The organism is Marinitenerispora sediminis (assembly GCF_003336425.1).
Lineage (GTDB): Bacteria > Actinomycetota > Actinomycetes > Streptosporangiales > Streptosporangiaceae > Marinitenerispora > Marinitenerispora sediminis.
Genome location: NZ_QEIO01000005.1, coordinates 1 through 15795 on the forward strand (window position 1 = coordinate 1; position 15795 = coordinate 15795).

13 protein-coding genes are annotated in these 15795 nt (G+C 73.7%); 4 read left to right on the forward strand and 9 right to left on the reverse strand.

What is annotated here, in order from left to right:
- Positions 1-51: 51 nt before the first annotated feature.
- Together DEF28_RS27390 and DEF28_RS01510 are read right to left on the reverse strand one after the other, a co-directional pair.
- On the reverse strand, positions 52-1128 hold the full coding sequence (locus tag DEF28_RS27390) for an NACHT N-terminal helical domain 7-containing protein (protein WP_158562742.1): 1077 nt from the start codon (positions 1126-1128) through the stop codon (positions 52-54).
- A gap of 78 nt (positions 1129-1206) precedes the next feature.
- A complete protein-coding gene (locus tag DEF28_RS01510) occupies positions 1207-4527 on the reverse strand; it encodes an NACHT domain-containing protein (RefSeq protein ID WP_114398362.1) in 3321 nt (1106 codons plus the stop codon).
- Between the two features lie 291 nt (positions 4528-4818).
- Here DEF28_RS01510 and DEF28_RS01515 point away from each other — a divergent pair, with 291 nt between their 5' ends.
- Positions 4819-5340 (forward strand): hypothetical protein, encoded by a 522-nt coding sequence (locus DEF28_RS01515; protein ID WP_147280137.1) that lies wholly within the window; start codon positions 4819-4821, stop codon positions 5338-5340.
- On the opposite strand, the gene DEF28_RS01520 is transcribed toward DEF28_RS01515, so the two are convergent.
- A complete protein-coding gene (locus DEF28_RS01520; RefSeq protein WP_114398364.1) occupies positions 5301-5882 on the reverse strand; it encodes a MarR family winged helix-turn-helix transcriptional regulator in 582 nt (193 codons plus the stop codon). The genes DEF28_RS01515 and DEF28_RS01520 overlap by 40 nt on opposite strands.
- Before the next feature lie 83 nt (positions 5883-5965).
- Between DEF28_RS01520 and DEF28_RS01525 the strand changes: the two genes are divergently transcribed.
- Both DEF28_RS01525 and DEF28_RS01530 read left to right on the forward strand, forming a co-directional pair.
- The gene (locus tag DEF28_RS01525; protein WP_114446094.1) at positions 5966-8221 is read left to right on the forward strand and encodes an LLM class flavin-dependent oxidoreductase; all 2256 of its coding nucleotides are present in this window, start codon (positions 5966-5968) and stop codon (positions 8219-8221) included.
- 155 nt (positions 8222-8376) lie between these two features.
- The gene (locus DEF28_RS01530) at positions 8377-8778 is read left to right on the forward strand and encodes a VOC family protein (protein WP_114400630.1); all 402 of its coding nucleotides are present in this window, start codon (positions 8377-8379) and stop codon (positions 8776-8778) included.
- Between the two features lie 92 nt (positions 8779-8870).
- Here DEF28_RS01530 and DEF28_RS01535 read toward each other — a convergent pair whose 3' ends face one another.
- The 3 genes from DEF28_RS01535 to DEF28_RS01545 form a co-directional block, all read right to left on the reverse strand.
- On the reverse strand, positions 8871-9545 hold the full coding sequence (locus DEF28_RS01535; RefSeq protein WP_114400631.1) for a uracil-DNA glycosylase: 675 nt from the start codon (positions 9543-9545) through the stop codon (positions 8871-8873).
- A 137-nt stretch (positions 9546-9682) separates the two neighbouring features.
- Entirely contained in the window at positions 9683-10222 is a 540-nt protein-coding gene (locus tag DEF28_RS01540; RefSeq protein ID WP_114400632.1) for a hypothetical protein, read from the reverse strand.
- Between the two features lie 16 nt (positions 10223-10238).
- Positions 10239-10679: a MarR family winged helix-turn-helix transcriptional regulator gene (locus tag DEF28_RS01545; RefSeq protein ID WP_114400633.1), complete on the reverse strand. Its 441-nt coding sequence runs from the start codon at positions 10677-10679 to the stop codon at positions 10239-10241.
- Between the two features lie 107 nt (positions 10680-10786).
- Here DEF28_RS01545 and DEF28_RS01550 point away from each other — a divergent pair, with 107 nt between their 5' ends.
- Complete coding sequence (locus DEF28_RS01550) at positions 10787-11137, forward strand: DoxX family protein (RefSeq protein ID WP_114400634.1); 351 nt, start codon at positions 10787-10789, stop codon at positions 11135-11137.
- Positions 11138-11176: 39 nt separating this feature from the next.
- Here the strand turns inward: DEF28_RS01550 and DEF28_RS01555 are convergent, their stop codons facing one another.
- The 3 genes from DEF28_RS01555 to DEF28_RS01565 form a co-directional block, all read right to left on the reverse strand.
- A complete protein-coding gene (locus DEF28_RS01555; RefSeq protein ID WP_233515027.1) occupies positions 11177-12772 on the reverse strand; it encodes a serine/threonine-protein kinase in 1596 nt (531 codons plus the stop codon).
- A gap of 170 nt (positions 12773-12942) precedes the next feature.
- Positions 12943-13680: an MgtC/SapB family protein gene (locus tag DEF28_RS01560; RefSeq protein ID WP_114400635.1), complete on the reverse strand. Its 738-nt coding sequence runs from the start codon at positions 13678-13680 to the stop codon at positions 12943-12945.
- 179 nt (positions 13681-13859) lie between these two features.
- A complete protein-coding gene (locus DEF28_RS01565) occupies positions 13860-15656 on the reverse strand; it encodes a glycoside hydrolase family 15 protein (protein WP_267900193.1) in 1797 nt (598 codons plus the stop codon).
- Between the last annotated feature and the right edge of the window lie 139 nt (positions 15657-15795).

The following is a 15795-nucleotide window of genomic DNA, read 5'->3' on the forward strand; positions in this document are numbered from 1 at the left end:
TCGGTGCTCATCCTGGACGGACTGGAGGAGGTCAGCACGCTGGCCCCGGTGTCACGGACCGACCTGCTCGCCGGCCTGGCCGGCTTCCAGCGCGAGCGCCGACTTGCCGGACCCGGTCGGGCCCAGGACGACGAGCGGGACCGAGAGCGCGCGCGGCGAGGTGAAGTGCCCGAGCAGGAACTCCGAGACGTCGTCGCGGACGGGGGCGGCCGCCTCCCACCAGGCGGGGTCGTGCGGCAGTGCACCCGGCCCGATCTCGGCGGCGCGGAACCGCGGGTCGATGTAGGCCACGCCGAGCGGCGGCAGGTGCGCGCCCGTGCCCGACCCGCCCAGTCGGGCCAGCGGCGCGGCCAGCCGCTCCCGGTGCGCGCGGGCCAGCGCGGCCTGGGCGACACTGGGCACGGTGCCGGTGCTGATCGACTGCAACTGGTGGCGCAGCCGGGTGAGGCCGCTCGTCGCTTCCGGAACGCCGGTGTAGCGGCTGCGGTCGGCGTGCAGGTTGGCCCACGCCCCGAACTCGGGGAAGCTGGCCGCGAGCTTGTCGCGCAGCTCCTCGTAGCGGCGCAGGCACCGGTCGGTGAGCGCCGGCCCGAGTCGGTCGGTGATGGCGCTGCGGTGCGCCTCGCCCAGCTCGCCCCACAGCCGCATCCGGCGCAGCACCGGCGGCAGCTGCTTGCACCGCCGCGCGTAGAAGCGCCGCACCCGCGCGCGGGCGTCGGCGGCCGGGCGCTGCGGCCGGGGGAGCGGGGGAGCGGAGCCGACCAGCAGCGCGACGAACTCGCCGAGGTGCTTGGGGCTGGAGGCGTCGGTGGTCGCCGCGTCCAGGTTCGCCGAGCGGCCGTCCAGCTCGAAGGGGAGCTCGGTGTCGTCCAGCGACTCGAAGAAGGCGGTGACGACGATCATGCTGTGCGCCGCCGCGATCCGCCGGGTCCGCTCCAGCCGGCTGAGCCGGTGCGCCTCCCGGTCCAGCCGGTTCAGCACCCGGTGCGCGAACCGCACGAGGTCCGTGCGCGCCCCGAGCAGGTCGAGCGCGGAGTCGTCGCCGAGGCGGTCGACCAGCTCGACCACCCGTTCCTCGTCGGAGCCGAGGAAGCGGATCGCGTCGGAATAGCGGACAGGCTCGCGCATGGCACCACCGCAGGGGTCACCGGGAACGTGGGCGGGACGATCGCCGGGGACCATCCTGGCGGGTGGATGGCCAGTTCGTCAGGGGGTTTGCGTGTTTTGGGGGATGGTGGGGATTTCCGGGTAGGCGAGGAATTGGCCGGCGCTGATGCCGTAATCGGGGCGTTGACGCTGGTCAGCGGTGAGGAGCGGGTATTGCGTCGGCGATTCGGTGGAAATATCCGGGTGATTATCGGACGGGAGATCGTTAATGCGGTCCAGCGTTTCGGGTGACTCGATATACGGGCGAAGAGCAGCCAGAACGGGGGTGACCAGGCGTTCGGAGGAAATCGCGGTTGCCCGCACCCGGGTCAGGTAGGTGAGCAGGAGCTCCCGCAGGGCCGTTCCGTAGGAGCTGTCGGCCTCCATGGACGCCAGGTCCTCGGCGGCCTGCCGAAGGGCGAGGAGCTGCGGCCGATCGAGCGTACTGCTGTGCAGGAGCACGCGGCGGAACCGGAGCAGCCGCTCGTGCGGGTCGGCGAAGGGATTCGCCAGCCGCAGTTCAAGGACCTCGTGCGACAGCGCCCAGGCGCGCGGCGGCTGTGAGTCGGTCCGCCAACTCATCAGGTCCGCGCTCACGTGCCGGAGATAGGGGCCGAGCATCATCACGGTCCGTGCCACCGCCCCGTGTGCGCGCAGCGCCATGGAGCGCAGGAGGCCGGAGGTGACGCCCTTGGGCGGCACGGTGATGCTGTAGGGGTTGGTGATGGAGAGTTCGCCGCGGACTCCGGAGTAGCCGGAGTAGAGCTCGAATCCGACGCACTCCCCGACGTTGAGCGGGTCGTGCCTCTCCCGGGTGATGACGCTGCGCCCGGGCCCGTCCCAGAACCCCTGGTGCCGGACACGTACGGTGCTCAGGAAGCCGTGCCAGTCATCGCCGTGCATCGCCCGCCACAGGCCGGCGGTCCCGCGCCACCTCTCCCAGGAGCGCGACGAGCCCGGGTACAGCTCGGCGATGTCGATCTCCTCCGGTCCGACCAGCACCAGGAGCGTGACCAGGTTGGCGGTATGGACGGCGAGGCGCTGCGTGATCGGTATGCGGACCGGCTCGTAGCCGCTGTGCGAGCGCTCCGGGCTGGGGTACAGCGCGTTCTGGTACAGCTCGACCAGGAGGGCGCGGTACTCCGGGCGGTCCTCGGGGCGCTGGGCGAAGTGCTGGGCCAGGAGGTCCTCCGCGAACTCCACGACGGCGCTCCGGCCGGCCAGCGCCGCGAACGAGGTCAGGGCGTAGAACAGGCCGTCGTCGGGCGGTGACGAGTACTGCCGGCGTTCGGCACGCCGGCGGTCGTCCACCAGGTCGTCCAGCACCCGCGTCACCATGCGGGCCGTCAGGTACTCGCCGAAGGTCGCGTGCAGGAACTCGTACGTGCTGCGCTGGCGGGTCCCCTGCACGGCCTGGGATTCGTGGACGAAGAAGAACCGGGCGAGGAGCTGGTCCGCGTCGCTGATCGCGCCGTGCAGGTCGGCGTGCCGCGCCCGGACACCGCTGTTCGGAAGGAGCTTCTCCAGGTCCGCCCCGAGCTCCTCCGAACTGACGGTCTGCTGGTGGCGGGCGAACATCGCCATCGCCACGACCTGCAGGCGGCGCAGTTCGTCGGCGACGGCCCGGTCCAGCGCGGCGGGGGAGAGGTGGGGATCGTGCTTGCGCACCTCGCGCTCGGCGAACCCGGCGAGCAGCCGCTCGTAGAGCTCCGGGCGGCCGAGATCCGCGCCCAGGCGCTGCAGGGCGTTGTCGTCCGCGTCGAAGATCAGCAGCATGACCAGCAGCAGGGGCTGCTCGGCGAGTTCCCGGTAGCGCAGTACGTGGTCGCGGGTGAGCGGGGTGAGGCCGCGCGCCAGCAGCGTGCCGGTGTTGTGCCTGTTCCAGATGTCGAGCAGCTGCCCGATCTGCCGCTCGCTCAGCGGCTCCAGCCGGACAACGGGCGTCTCCTCCGGAAAACGCGCCCGGTCGGCGACAACGGTGCGGCTGGTGACGAGGACGGCGACGGGACGGCCGAGCTCTGCCTCCCGCTCCTGGAACTCACGGACCTGCTCCAGGTAGTTGGACCGCTCCACCCCCGTGGCCTGCAGCAGCTCGTCGAACCCGTCCAGCATGACGACCGGCAGCGCGCCGGCGGCCGAGCGGGCCAGCTCCGGCCAGGACACCGAGTCGCCGATGGCGGCGCGGATGCCGCGCTCGACCTGGTCCTGGATGGGGGCGTCCGCGGGCACGGAGCGCAGCTCGACCCGGATCGGCAGGAAGTCCTCGGCGGGCAGCCGGGCGGCCAGTACCTGGGTCAGGATGGATTTTCCGGCGCCCGGGTGGCCGAGCACCACGATGGGGAGCTGCGTCGCCTGCGGCGAGGTCAGCAGACCGACGAGCGTGGGCTGCAGGTCGTCGAGCACGGGATGCCGTTCCCACCACTCGTCGGTGGCGACCGCGGTGTTCGCCCCTGCCGCGCCCACCCGGCCGCAGGGGTTCAGGTAGGCCTCACCCAGCGACGGAAGCGTGAAACCGGGCGGTACCTCGGCCGTGGCCAGGAGCCGGCGCCCCAGAGCGGCTTGATGCCGGGCGGCGAGGTCCGCCCGCCGCTGGTCGACGGGGCTTCCGCTGGAGAGCGCCCGGAGCTGCTCGCCCAGGTCCGCGAGGCCGGTCGTCAGCTCTCCCCACTGCCGCTGGCGGGCGGCGGCTTCGTCCCGGACTTCTGCCAGGACGCTGTTCTGGGTGTGCAGCGACACCCACGACGCGAATTCGGGAACGTCGGCCATGAGCGAGTGGAAATGCGCCCCGTATTTCTTGAGGGCGGCGTTCGCCAGCCGCCACTCGATCACCCCGTTGTTGTCCGCCTGCTCCGGCCACCGCGGCGGATCGGCCAGACCTGCCAAGAACTCGCGCGTCATATTGGCGAGCAGCCGGAAAGTGATGGAGACGTTCACCGAGCCGTCCGAACTCGGCGCCGGCGCGGGGACCGGGAATTCGGCGAGCGAGGAGATGACCCCGGCGTAGCCGTTGCGCACCGGTCCCCCGCCGGCCAGCGCCACCTGCTCCTCGCGGGTGAACCCCAGGTCGCGGAACCGGAACCCGGGGTTGGCCTTCTCCAGCTCCTCCTCCAGGGCTTCGAAGAAGCTCACGATCACGATGACCGCGTGCGCGGCCTGGATCCGCTGCGTGCGGTCCAGCCGGCTGACACCGCTGATCCGCTCCCGGATCCCGCGGACCGCGTCCGTCCCCTGCGAGACCACCTGCTCGCCGAGCGCCCCGATCCCTGGCAGTCCGCTGAGGTCGCCCGCCGCGCCCGCGAGCGCCTCCGCCCACCCGGTGAACCTGCCGCCGTCCTTCCCGAGGATCCGCAGGGCGTCGGCGTAGCTCAGCGGTTTCGCCATGGGGGAGGAGGGCCTTTCCAAGCGCCGGACGGGGCGGGGCGCGGCGGCACCGGCCTCGCAGCGGTGCCGCCGCCGCGTCCCCGAAGGTACACCCCGCGCGGTCCGGAGATCACGCGCGGCCGCGGCGGTGCGATGGCCGGAATGTGCCAACCCCGAGGTGATGGGCGTGGCGCGGGCGCACAATTGCCGTACCAACGGGAGGCGGCGATGTGGCGGAGGCGCGGACGCGCCGCATACGGACGCGTACCGGATGCGGGCGCCTATCGGCGGTTGCGATCAAGGCGGCGCCGGGTGCGGAACGCGGTGGGGAGCGTGCTCGGTCTGGCGCTGGCTGCCGCGCCCGTACTCGCGTTCGGTGAGAGCAACGGCGACCCGTGGGTCGGGCGCGTCCTGGCAGCGATCACCGTCGTGGGCCTCACCGTGTGGTTCCTGGAGACGGACCCCGTCATCGACTCCGTTGTGCTGAGCCGCCTGTGCAAAGGCTTCTGCAGTGGGGTGGGGGCCCTCATGATCCTGTCTCTCATCGACGGCGCCACCGCGCCAGTGAGCGGGGTTGTGATCGACCGCGACTACTCACCGGAACACACCAGCTCCTCCACCAGCTGCACCACGACCGCCACCGGGCAGACGTCGTGCTTCCCCTCCACCACCCACCACCCCGAGAGCTGGTCGCTGCTGCTGCGGGACCCGAGCGACAACGGCTGGTGGCGGGACGAGACCGGCTGGCGCACCGTCTCCGAGGCGCAGCACGACCGGTGCCGGGTGGGTGACCGCTACCCCGCCTGCGCCGAGGGCGCCGCGGACGCTGACTGAGCCGGTCCGCCGCTCCTTCCGGGGGCGGCCGCCGGCCGGGCCGCGCGGCACTCGGGGTCCTCCTCGGCCGCGCGCTCCAGGCGCTCGGCGAGCACGTCGGCGGCCTCGGCCAGGCGGTCCAGCAGGTCGGGGCCGAGCGTGTCCAGCACGATCCGCCGGACGGACGCCTCCCGGACCCGGCGGGCGCGTTCGGCGGCGTCGCGGCCCGCGGTGGTGAGCGTGACGTCCCAGCCCCGGGCGTCGGTGGCGCAGACCTCGCGCTCCAGGAGGCCGCGGGCGCACATCCGGGCGAGGTGGTGGGACAGCCGGCTCTTCTCCCACTGCAGTTCCCACCGCAGGTCGAGCACCCGCATGCGCGTCTCGGGGGCGTCGAGCAGCGCGTCGAGGATCTGGAAGTCGGCCTCGGAGAGACCGGTCGCCCGCGACAGTTCGCGGGAGAGGTGGCCGGCGAGCCTGGCGTGGACGCCGGAGTACGTCCGCCAGACGGCGATTCCGTCGTCGGCCCTCTCCTGGCGCCGGTCGGCAGGTGGCTGCGCGGTCATGGCCCCACGCTACAAGGCGCAGGTTGACATGTCATCCAGTCGTCGTATGGTTGACCTGTCAACCTGGAACGCCGGAGGTAATGATGGCCGACTACGGGCACGACCTGAGATTCGGGTCCTTCCTCACCCCGCAGCACAGCTCGCCCGAGACCGTGGTCGACCTCGCCCTGCTCTCCGAGCGGGCTGGACTGGACCTCGTGACCTTCCAGGACCACCCGTACCAGAACGCGTTCCTCGACACCTGGACGCTGCTGAGCTGGGTGGCGGCCCGCACCGAGCGCGTCCACCTGTCCGGCAACGTGCTGAACCTGCCGCTGCGGCCCCCGGCGGTGCTGGCGCGCTCCGTGGCCAGTCTGGACCTGCTCTCCGGCGGGCGGGTCGACCTCGCGCTCGGCGCCGGCGCCTTCTGGGACGGCATCGAGGCCATGGGCGGCCGGCGCCTCACCCCCGGTCAGGCCATCGAGGCGCTGAGCGAGGGCATCGACGTCATCCGCGGCATCTGGGCCGCCGGTGAGCGCCGGGCGCTGCGCGTCGAGGGCGCCCACCACTCGGTCCGAGGCGCCAAGCGCGGCCCCGCCCCCGCGCACGACGTGCCCATCTGGCTCGGCGCCTACAAGCCGCGCATGCTGCGCCTGGTGGGGCGCAAGGCCGACGGCTGGCTGCCCAGCCTCGGCTACCTGCGGCCGGCGGACCTGGCCGAGGGCAACAAGGTCATCGACGAGGCGGCCGCGGCCGCCGGCCGCGACCCGCGGGAGATCCGGCGCCTGCTCAACATCATGGGGGAGGTCCCGGGCGGCCCCGGGGCGCTTCTGGGCGCGCCGGCGGACTGGGCCGAGTGGCTGCTGCCCCTGGTCCTGGAGGACGGCGTCAGCACCTTCATCCTCGGCTCCGACGACCCCGCGGAGATCCAGGTCTTCGCCCAGGAGGTCGCTCCCGCACTGCGCGACGCGGTCGCCGCCGAACGGGCCTCCGCCGGCACGCCCACTGGCGCCGTCCGTCCGGCCGCCGCGCTCGCCCGCCGCCGGGACGGCATCGACTACGACGCCGTCCCCGCCTCCCTCGCCGGCCGTGCCGTCGAACCCGGCGACCACGAGTACGAGGGCGTGCGCCACACCTACGTGTGGTCCGGCAGCCCCGGCCTCGTCCTGCGCCCGGCCACCGCGCCGCAGGCCGCCGACGCCCTCGCGTTCGCCCGCGCCCAGGGCGTACCCCTGGCCGTACGCAGCGGCGGCCACGGCATCAGCGGCCGCTCCACCAACGACGGCGGGATCGTGCTCGACCTCGGCGGGATGGACCGGGTGGAGCTCCTGGACCGCGGACGCCGCCTGGTGCGGCTCGGCGCCGGCGCCCGATGGGGCGAGGTCGCCCAGGCGCTCGCCCCGCACGGCCTGGCCGTCAGCTCCGGCGACTACGGCGGCGTCGGCGTCGGCGGGCTCGCCACCGCCGGCGGGCAGGGCTTCCTCGCCCGCAGCTACGGGCTGACGCTGGACCACGTGGTGGGGGCCGAGGTCGTCCTCGCCGACGGCCGGATCGTGCGGGCCGACGCCGAGCGGCACCCGGACCTGTTCTGGGCGCTGCGCGGAGCGGGCGCCAACATGGGCGTCGTCACCTCGCTGGACATCGAGGCGGCCGAGGTCTCCGACGTCGTCTTCGCGGTCCTCCTGCACGACGCCTCCGACACCGCGGGCTTCATGCGTGCCTGGGGCCGGCTGGTGGAGGACAGCCCCCGCGAGCTGACCGCCTTCCTCACGGTCGTGCGCCAACGGGGCGACGTCCTCGCGCAGACCTACGCGGTGTGGGCGGGCGACGACACCGACGCCGCCACGGCCGCGCTCGCGCCGTTCCTCGACCTCGCCCCGGTCCTCGGGCAGCAGGCCCGGCTCGCCCCCTATGCCGCGATCATGGCCCCCGCGCCCAACCGGCACCACGGCCAGGCCCGGATGCGCAGCCGCTCCGCCCTCGTCGCGCACCTCGACGAGCGCGCCGCGGACACGGCCGCCCGCCTACTCGCCGACGGCGACGCCACCCTGTTCCAGGTCCGCTCCGTCGGCGGCGCCGTCAACGACGTCCCCGCCGAGGCCACCGCCTACGCGCACCGCACGCAGAACTTCTCGCTGGCGGCCATCATCCGGGAGAGCCGCCGGGAGCACGCAGAAGAGACCTGGGCGCGCCTCGACGTTGACGCCCTCTACCTGAGCTTCGAGTCGCACGGTGACGCGGCGGCCCTCGCCCGGGCGTTCCCGCCGCCCACGCTGGAGCGGCTGCGCCGCGTCAAGGCGGCCTACGACCCCGGCAACGTCTTCCGCAGCAACTTCCCCATCCCGCCCGCCCGGGGCTGAGCCGGCGTCCCGGCCGGCCCCGAGGGCACGGTGGGTGCCGGTGATGTCCACGTACCGTGACGGTTACCCCGAGTCCGGTCCGGGCAGAGACTCCTCGGTCGTCCGTCCACCCCTCGGCCGGCTTCCCACCCGACCCGCACAGGAGGAGACCGGGGATGCCCTCGCCCATTCGCAACATCACCATCGACTGCGCCGACCCCTACGCGCTCGCGGAGTTCTGGGCCGAGGTGGTCGGCGCGGCCCTGCACCCCGGCAGCAAGCCCGGCGACGACGAGGCGCTGGTCGAGACGCCGGAGGGGCAGCCGGGGCTGCTGTTCCTGCGGGTGCCGGAGAACAAGGTGGTGAAGAACCGCATCCACTTCGACCTCGGTCCGCAGGGGGCGGCGCTGCGCGACGAGGAGTACGAGCGGCTGCTCGGGCTCGGCGCGACCTTCCTGTCCGACTTCCGCGCCCCGGACGGCCGCGGCTGGGTCGTGCTGGCCGACCCCGAGGGCAACGAGTTCTGCGTCGAGCGCGGCGACGACGAGCTCGCGAGGGCGGGCGACGACCGGGACTGACCGCGACCGGGCGGGGCGCCCCGTCCGGGGCCGCACCGCCGCCCGAGGCGCTCCGGGGCGGACGGCGGTCCGCTCCGGAGCACCCGGCGGAACTACGGAAGCTTCCAGTCGACCGGCGCGGCGCCCTGCTCCTCCAGCATGGCATTGGCGCGGCTGAACGGCCGGGAGCCGAAGAAGCCGTTGTGCGCCGACATCGGGCTCGGGTGCGTGGACTCCACGCAGGGGACACCGGGCATCAGCGGGCGCAGGTTGCGGGCGTCGCGGCCCCACAGGATCGCGACCATGGGCTTGCCGCGCTCGGCCAGCGCGCGGATGGCCTGCTCGGTGACCTCCTCCCAGCCCTTGCCGCGGTGGGCGCCCGGCTTGCGCGGCAGCACGGTCAGGACCCTGTTGAGCAGCAGCACGCCGCGCTCCGTCCAGGGGGTGAGGTCGCCGCTGCTCGGCATGGGGAGGCCGAGGTCCTCGGTGTACTCGCGGTAGATGTTGCGCAGGCTGCCCGGAAGCTTGACGTCGGGGGCCACGGAGAAGCTCAGCCCCACCGCGTGCCCCGGAGTGGGGTAGGGGTCCTGGCCGACCAGCAGCACCCGCACGTCGTCGAACGGCTGCTGGAAGGCGCGCAGCACGTTCTCTCCCGCCGGGAGGTAGGTCCGGCCCGCCGCCACCTCGGCGCGCAGGAAGTCCCCCATCTCGCTGATCCGCCCGGCCACCGGCTCCAGCGCCTTGGCCCAGCCGTCATCCATGATCTCGTTCAACGGTCGTCCTGACATGGCTCAGAACACTATCGGCGGACGGCGACATATATGACCGGATTCGCCGAGGCGGCAGGGGCTTCCGGACGGTTCTGCCACCGGCGCATCCGGCGGACGAGCCCGGCGCCACGACCGGGCGGCCGGGCGCGCGGTGGTCAGGCGCCGTCCGGCCACGGCCGCGGGTCCACGTTCCACGTCGCGGGAAGCGCGCCGCCGCAGAAGACGCAGCTGAAGTCGCCGTCGCGGACGATGCCGCGCTCCCCGCACTCCTCGCAGCGCCGGAAGACCACCTCGTGCGTGAACCCGGGGGGAGCAGTGAGCCCGGCCCGCTCCAGGGCCCCGGCGACGGCCGGCCACGAGCCGGGGTCCGGGCAGTAGCCGGTGGACTGGTTGCTGACCTCGGCGGCCACCCAGCGTCCGGGCGCACCGGTGAAGCCGATCTCGCCGGCGCTCAGCACCCGGCCGCCGCCGGCGCACGCGACGTGCTCGCTGCGGCGCGCCCCCAACCGCAGCGTGCCCTCGGCGTCGACGACGAAGGTGAACGGTTCGGCGAGCTCCTCCGCCCCCCGCTCGGCGACCCACGCGTCGAGGTCGGCGGCGCTGCGGACCGCGCGGCCCGCCGTTCCCGGCCGGACCGCGGCACGCAGCTCCTCCGGTCCCACGTAGCGGTAGCCGTGCCGCCCGTGCGTGCTCACCGCGGCCGCTCCCGCGCTAGTCGCCGGCGCAGGCACGGCTGGTCTCGCCGTCGGCGCGGATGCGGTCGAGCAGGCGCTGCAGGGCGGCGACCTCGGCGGCATCGAGGTCGGCGAAGAGGGACCCCTCGACGGCGGCGATGGCTCCGTGCACGTCGTCGGCCAGGCGGCGGCCCGCCGCGGAGATCTCGACGATGTGCCGGCGCCGGTCCGCCGGGTCGCGGCGGCGCTCGGCCAGTCCGTCCCTCTCCAGGTCGTTGAGGATCGCCACGAGCACGCTGGGGTCCACGCCGACGGCCTCGGCGAGGTGCGCCTGACCCGTGGGCCCCTGATCGGCCAGCAGCAGGAGCGCGTGGCCGTGGCCCGGGCGCAGGCCGTGGGCCGCCAGGGCCTTCCTGATCCGCGTGCTGGCGATCTGACCGGAGAAGGCGAGCGCCAGTCCGGGACGGTGAGCGATCACCGAACAATCCTAGCAGTCGGTGAACGACTGGTATCGATTGATAGTTGAAATGATTCAATCGTCTGCTAGTCTCCGCGATGCCCCTCCAGTGATCACCGGGAGCCCCCATGCCCATCGCCTCCGCCGCCACCACCGTGCTGCTCGCCCTCGTGCTGCTCGGCTCCAGCGCCGCCAAACTCACTCGCGCGAAGGCCATCGTCGAGGGCATGACCGCCGCCGGCGTACCGCTCGGGATGCTGCCGTTCCTCGCCGCCTGCGAGATCGCCGGGGCGCTCGGCCTGCTCGCCGGCCTGGTCTACGGCCCGCTCGGCGTTGCCGCCGCCGGCGGTGTCGTCCTCTACTTCGTCGGCGCGGTGGGCGCCCACCTGCGGGTGCGCGACTTCAAGGGCCTTCCGCCCGCGCTGGCGCTGCTGCTCTTCGCGGCCGCGGTGCTCACCCTGCGCGTCCTGTCCCTCTGACCAGCGGGCACGGGACGGGCACGCCCGCTCCCCGCACGGTCAGCGGGCGCACTCCCGCCAGTGGTCGCGCCGGGCGCGCAGCCGGGCGGTGCGCGGATGGTCGGTGCCCCGGGCGCGCACGTGGTCGGCCAGCAGTTCGTCGTAGAGCCGGACCGCCGCGGCGCAGTCGCCCGCGCGCCCGGCGTAGGCGGCGCGGTAGTGCCGCGCGGTGAACGTGTCGGCCGCGTCCGGACCCACGGCCCGTTCCAGGAGGGGGACGAGGTCGTCCAGCAGGCCGGCCGCCCGGGCGAAGTCCCCGGACTCCCCGACGGCCACCGCCTCGTGCAACCGGCTGATCAGCACCCGCGCTGAGTCGGCGCCGTGCACCGCGGCCAGGTCGGGGATCAGCTCGCCGTGGATACGGGCGGCGCGCTCGTAGTGGCCGGCGCGGCCGGTGTTGGTGGCCAGGTAGTGCCGTGCGGTGAGGGTCTCGGGGTGCCGGGGCCCGTAGGCGCGCTCCAGGTCGGCGACGACCCGGGTGAACGCGTCGACCGCCGCGGCGGGGCTGCCCGACTTGCCCGACAGGTAGGCGCGCCGGCTCCGCGCCCGCAGCGTCGCCAGGTGGTCGGCGCCGAACGAGTGCTCCAGGTCCGGGATGAGCGCGTCGAGCTCCCGCGCGGCCGTCCCCGGGTCGCCGGCGGTACCGTGCCGGTCGACGTCGGCCAGCCGGCGCCGCAGCTCCGCCCGGGCGGCGCGCGCGGCGGTGCGGCGCCGCACACCCGCCGCGGACCCTGCGGGCTCCGGCTCCGCGCCGGCGGCGGCGAGCAGCCGGTCCCGCACCTCCTCGGCGCTGCCGGGCCGTTGGTCGGGGGACTTGGCCAGGAGCTCCGCGACGAGCGCCGACAGCTCCGGGGGGATGCCGGCGCGCAGCCGCTCAGGCGGACGCGGCGGCTCGACCAGGTGCATGCGCATGACCGGCAGCGGCTCCGGAGCCCGGAACGGCGCCCGGCCGGTGAGCATCTCGTACAGGATCGCGCCGAACGAGTAGAGGTCGCCGGCCACCCCGGCCGGCTGGCCCTGGATCTGCTCCGGGGACATGTACAGCGGCGTCCCGATGAGGTCGGTCCGCGCGCGGGGCCGGCTGTGCACGGCGGCCTCCCGGAAACCCGCGATCCCGAAGTCGAGCATCTTCAGGGTGTCCTCCGCAGGCCCCCCGGCGCTGCGCTCCACCACCATGAGGTTGCCGGGCTTGACGTCGCGGTGCACCACCCCGGCCGCGTGCGCCGCCGCCAGGCCGGCGCAGATCTGGGCGCCCCAGGCGGCGGCGAGCGGGATCGGCAGCGGACCGCGCTCGGCCAGCACGGCGGTGAGTGTGCGGCCGGCCACCAGCTCCATGACGGCGTAGACCCAGTCCCCCTCGGTGCCGTAGTCGTAGAGGACGACGATATTGGGATGGCCCGCCAGCAGGGCGGTGACGCGCGCCTCGCGCTGGAACCGCGCGACGGTGTCGGCGCCGTCCGCGAGGTCGGGGCGGACCAGCTTCACCGCGACCGGCCGCTCCAGCCGCTCGTCGATCCCCTTCCAGACCTCGCCCATGCCGCCGGCGCCCAGCGTCTCCAGCAACCGGTAGCGCCCGCCGAACACGCGCTCCGCCACGTCGCCTCCTCCCGGCCCACGCCCGCCCTCGCCGCAGCGTAGCCGGTCGGAGCGCTCCGGATTCCGGCCGGTTTCGGACAAACGGGCGGACCTCGGGACACGGGACGGGTGCGGAGGTCGCCCGCTCCCTGGGGGCGACCGCGGACCGCCGGCCCTTGGGGCAGCGGCCCTCAGCCGTCGTCCTCGCCCACGTGGACCCGGAGCACGCCCTCGGCCTCCGCCAGTCCCATGGCGAGTTCGTTGATGTCGCCGCTGCCGCGTATGTGCAGCGAGAGTTCGACGACGGCCCGCTCCGGCGGCTCGGCCCGCCCCGGCTCCCGGCTGGTGTGCACCTCGTCCACCGCGAAGCCCTGCCGGGTGGCCAGCGCGAGCACCCTGCGCAGCACGCCCCGGCCGTCCAGGTAGGTGAGGCGCAGCTGCGCGGCGGTGGGCACCCGGCGGGTCAGCAGCCGCAGCACGCGCGGGTAACCGAAGACCACCAGGAAGTGCGCGGCGGTGACGGCCGCGCCCAGTAGCCACAGGCCGGCCCCGCAGGCGGTGCCGACGGCCGCCGAGACCCACACCACCGCGGCCGTGGTGATCCCCCGGACGGTGCTGCGGTGCACGAAGATCAGTCCGCCGCCGATGAAGCCGACGCCGGAGACGATCTGCGCCGCGACCCGTGACGGGTCGAGCACCACGCCCGCGCCGTCGACCACGTCGCCGAACCCGTACTTGCTGACGAGCATGAACAGCGCGGCGCCGAGCCCGACGAGCGTGTGGGTGCGCAGCCCCGCCGACTTCTGCCGGAGCTCGCGCTCCAGCCCGATGAGCGTGCACAGCGCCAGGGCGATGAGGAGCGAGACGATCTGCGGCCAGTTCTGGTGGCTGAGATCGGTCAGGTTCGTCTCGACGGTGAAGGACGTCATCAGCCGCGACCGCCTATCGACACGACGAGGTACCGCCCAGTCTCGCCGCGGAGTCGTCCCTGGTCAACAACCCGGATCGCCCGTGCCGCCGACGGCGGCACGGGCGATGGGAGCGGTCCGGGGAACCTCGCGGGTCCGGAAGTCCGGAAGGGGGCGGGGGGGTCCGGGGGTGAGCGGGGTCAGGCGCCCTCGCCGCGGCGGTGGCCGTCGTGGCGGGAGAGGTTGAGGGCGGTCGTCACGAGGGGGACGTGGCTGAATGCCTGGGGGAAGTTGCCCACCTGGCGGCCGGTCCGGGGGTCGTACTCCTCGGCCAGCAGCCCGAGGTCGTTGCGCAGGGCGAGCAGCCGCTCGAACAGGTCGCGCGCCTCCTTCTCCCGGCCGATCGACAGCAGAGCGTTGGCCATCCAGAAGCTGCACGCGAGGAAGGCGCCCTCGTCGCCGGGCAGCTTGTCGGCGACGTCCTCGCGGTCGGTGCGGTAGCGCAGCACGAACCCGTCGACCATGAGGTCGTCGCGGATGGCCTCGATGGTGCCGACCACCCGGGGGTCGTCGTAGGGGAGGAAGCCGACCTCGGGGATGAGCAGCAAGGCGGCGTCGAGCTCCTGGCTGCCGTAGTACTGCGTGAACGTGTTGCGGCGGGCGTCGTAGCCGTACTCGCACACCTCGGCGTGGATGGTGTCGCGCAGCGAGCGCCAGCGCTCCAGCGGCCCCTCCTTGCCGAACTCCTCGATCATGCGGACCGCGCGGTCGGCGGCCACCCAGGCCATGACCTTGGAGTGCACGAAGTGCTGCCGGGGGCCGCGCACCTCCCACAGGCCCTCATCGGGCTCGTCCCAGCACCATTCGAGGTAGTTGACCAGGGACCGCTGCAGGCCCCACACGTGCTCGCCGCTGTGCAGGCCGGAGCGGCGGGCGAGGTCGAGGGCGTCCATGACCTCGCCGTAGACGTCCAGCTGGTACTGGCCGACCGCGGCGTTGCCGATGCGCACCGGGCGGGAGCTCTCGTACCCGGGCAGCCAGTCGGCCTCCCACTCGGAGAGCCGGCGCTCGCCGCGCACCCCGTACATGATCTGCATGTGCTGCGGCTCGCCCGCCACGGCGCGCACCAGCCACTCGCGCCAGGCGTGCGCCTCGTCCGTGTAGCCGCTGCGCATCAGGGCCTCCAGCGTGATGGTGGCGTCGCGCAGCCAGCAGTACCGGTAGTCCCAGTTGCGCACCCCGCCGATGTCCTCGGGCAGCGAGGTGGTGGGCGCGGCGACGATGCCGCCGGTGGGGCGGTAGGTGAGCGCCTTGAGGGTGATGAGGGAGCGCACCACGGCGTCGCGGTAGTCGCCCTCGTAGGCGCACTTCTCGACCCACTCGCGCCAGAAGCGCTCGGTGCGCGACAGCGCCTTCTCGGCGTCGAGGTGGTCCGACTCCTCGGTGTGGGAGGGGTGCCACGTCATGACGAACGGGATCCGCTGCCCGGCGCTCACCGTGAAGGTGGAGTCGTGCATGAAGTTGTGGCCCTCCATGGGCACCGGCGAGCTCAGCCACACGGAGTCGGGGCCGGCCACGGCCACCACCTCGGTGCCGCTGCGGTGGATCCAGGGGACCACGTTTCCGTAGTCGAAGCGCAGCCGCAGCGCGGTGCTCATCCGCACCGAGCCGCTGACCCCCTCGACGATGCGCACCAGGTGCGGGACGCCGGTGCGCGGCGGCATGAAGTCGATCACCCGCACGGTGCCCTCGGGGGTGTCCCACTCGCACTCCAGGATCAGCGTCTCCGGGCGGTAGCGCCGCCGGGTCGCCCTGATGGAGCCCGCGGCCGGCCGGATCCACCAGTGGCCGTTCTGCTCGTCGCCGAGCAGCGCGGCGAAGGCGGCGGGGGAGTCGAAGTGGGGTAGGCACATCCAGTCGATCGAGCCGTCGCGCGCCACGAGAGCGGCGGTCTGCATGTCGCCGATCAGCGCGTAGTCCTCAAGCCAGGTAGACACGCGGCTCACACCCCCAATAACCAAGATCACGTTGCTCGCGGACGTACCGTACCCAATTCCCGAGCGCTGTTCGGACATGGCTGGACCGCCGCCGGATCGCGCTTTCCCCTGCAGGTCAGACTCGTCGCCGGCGTGGCTG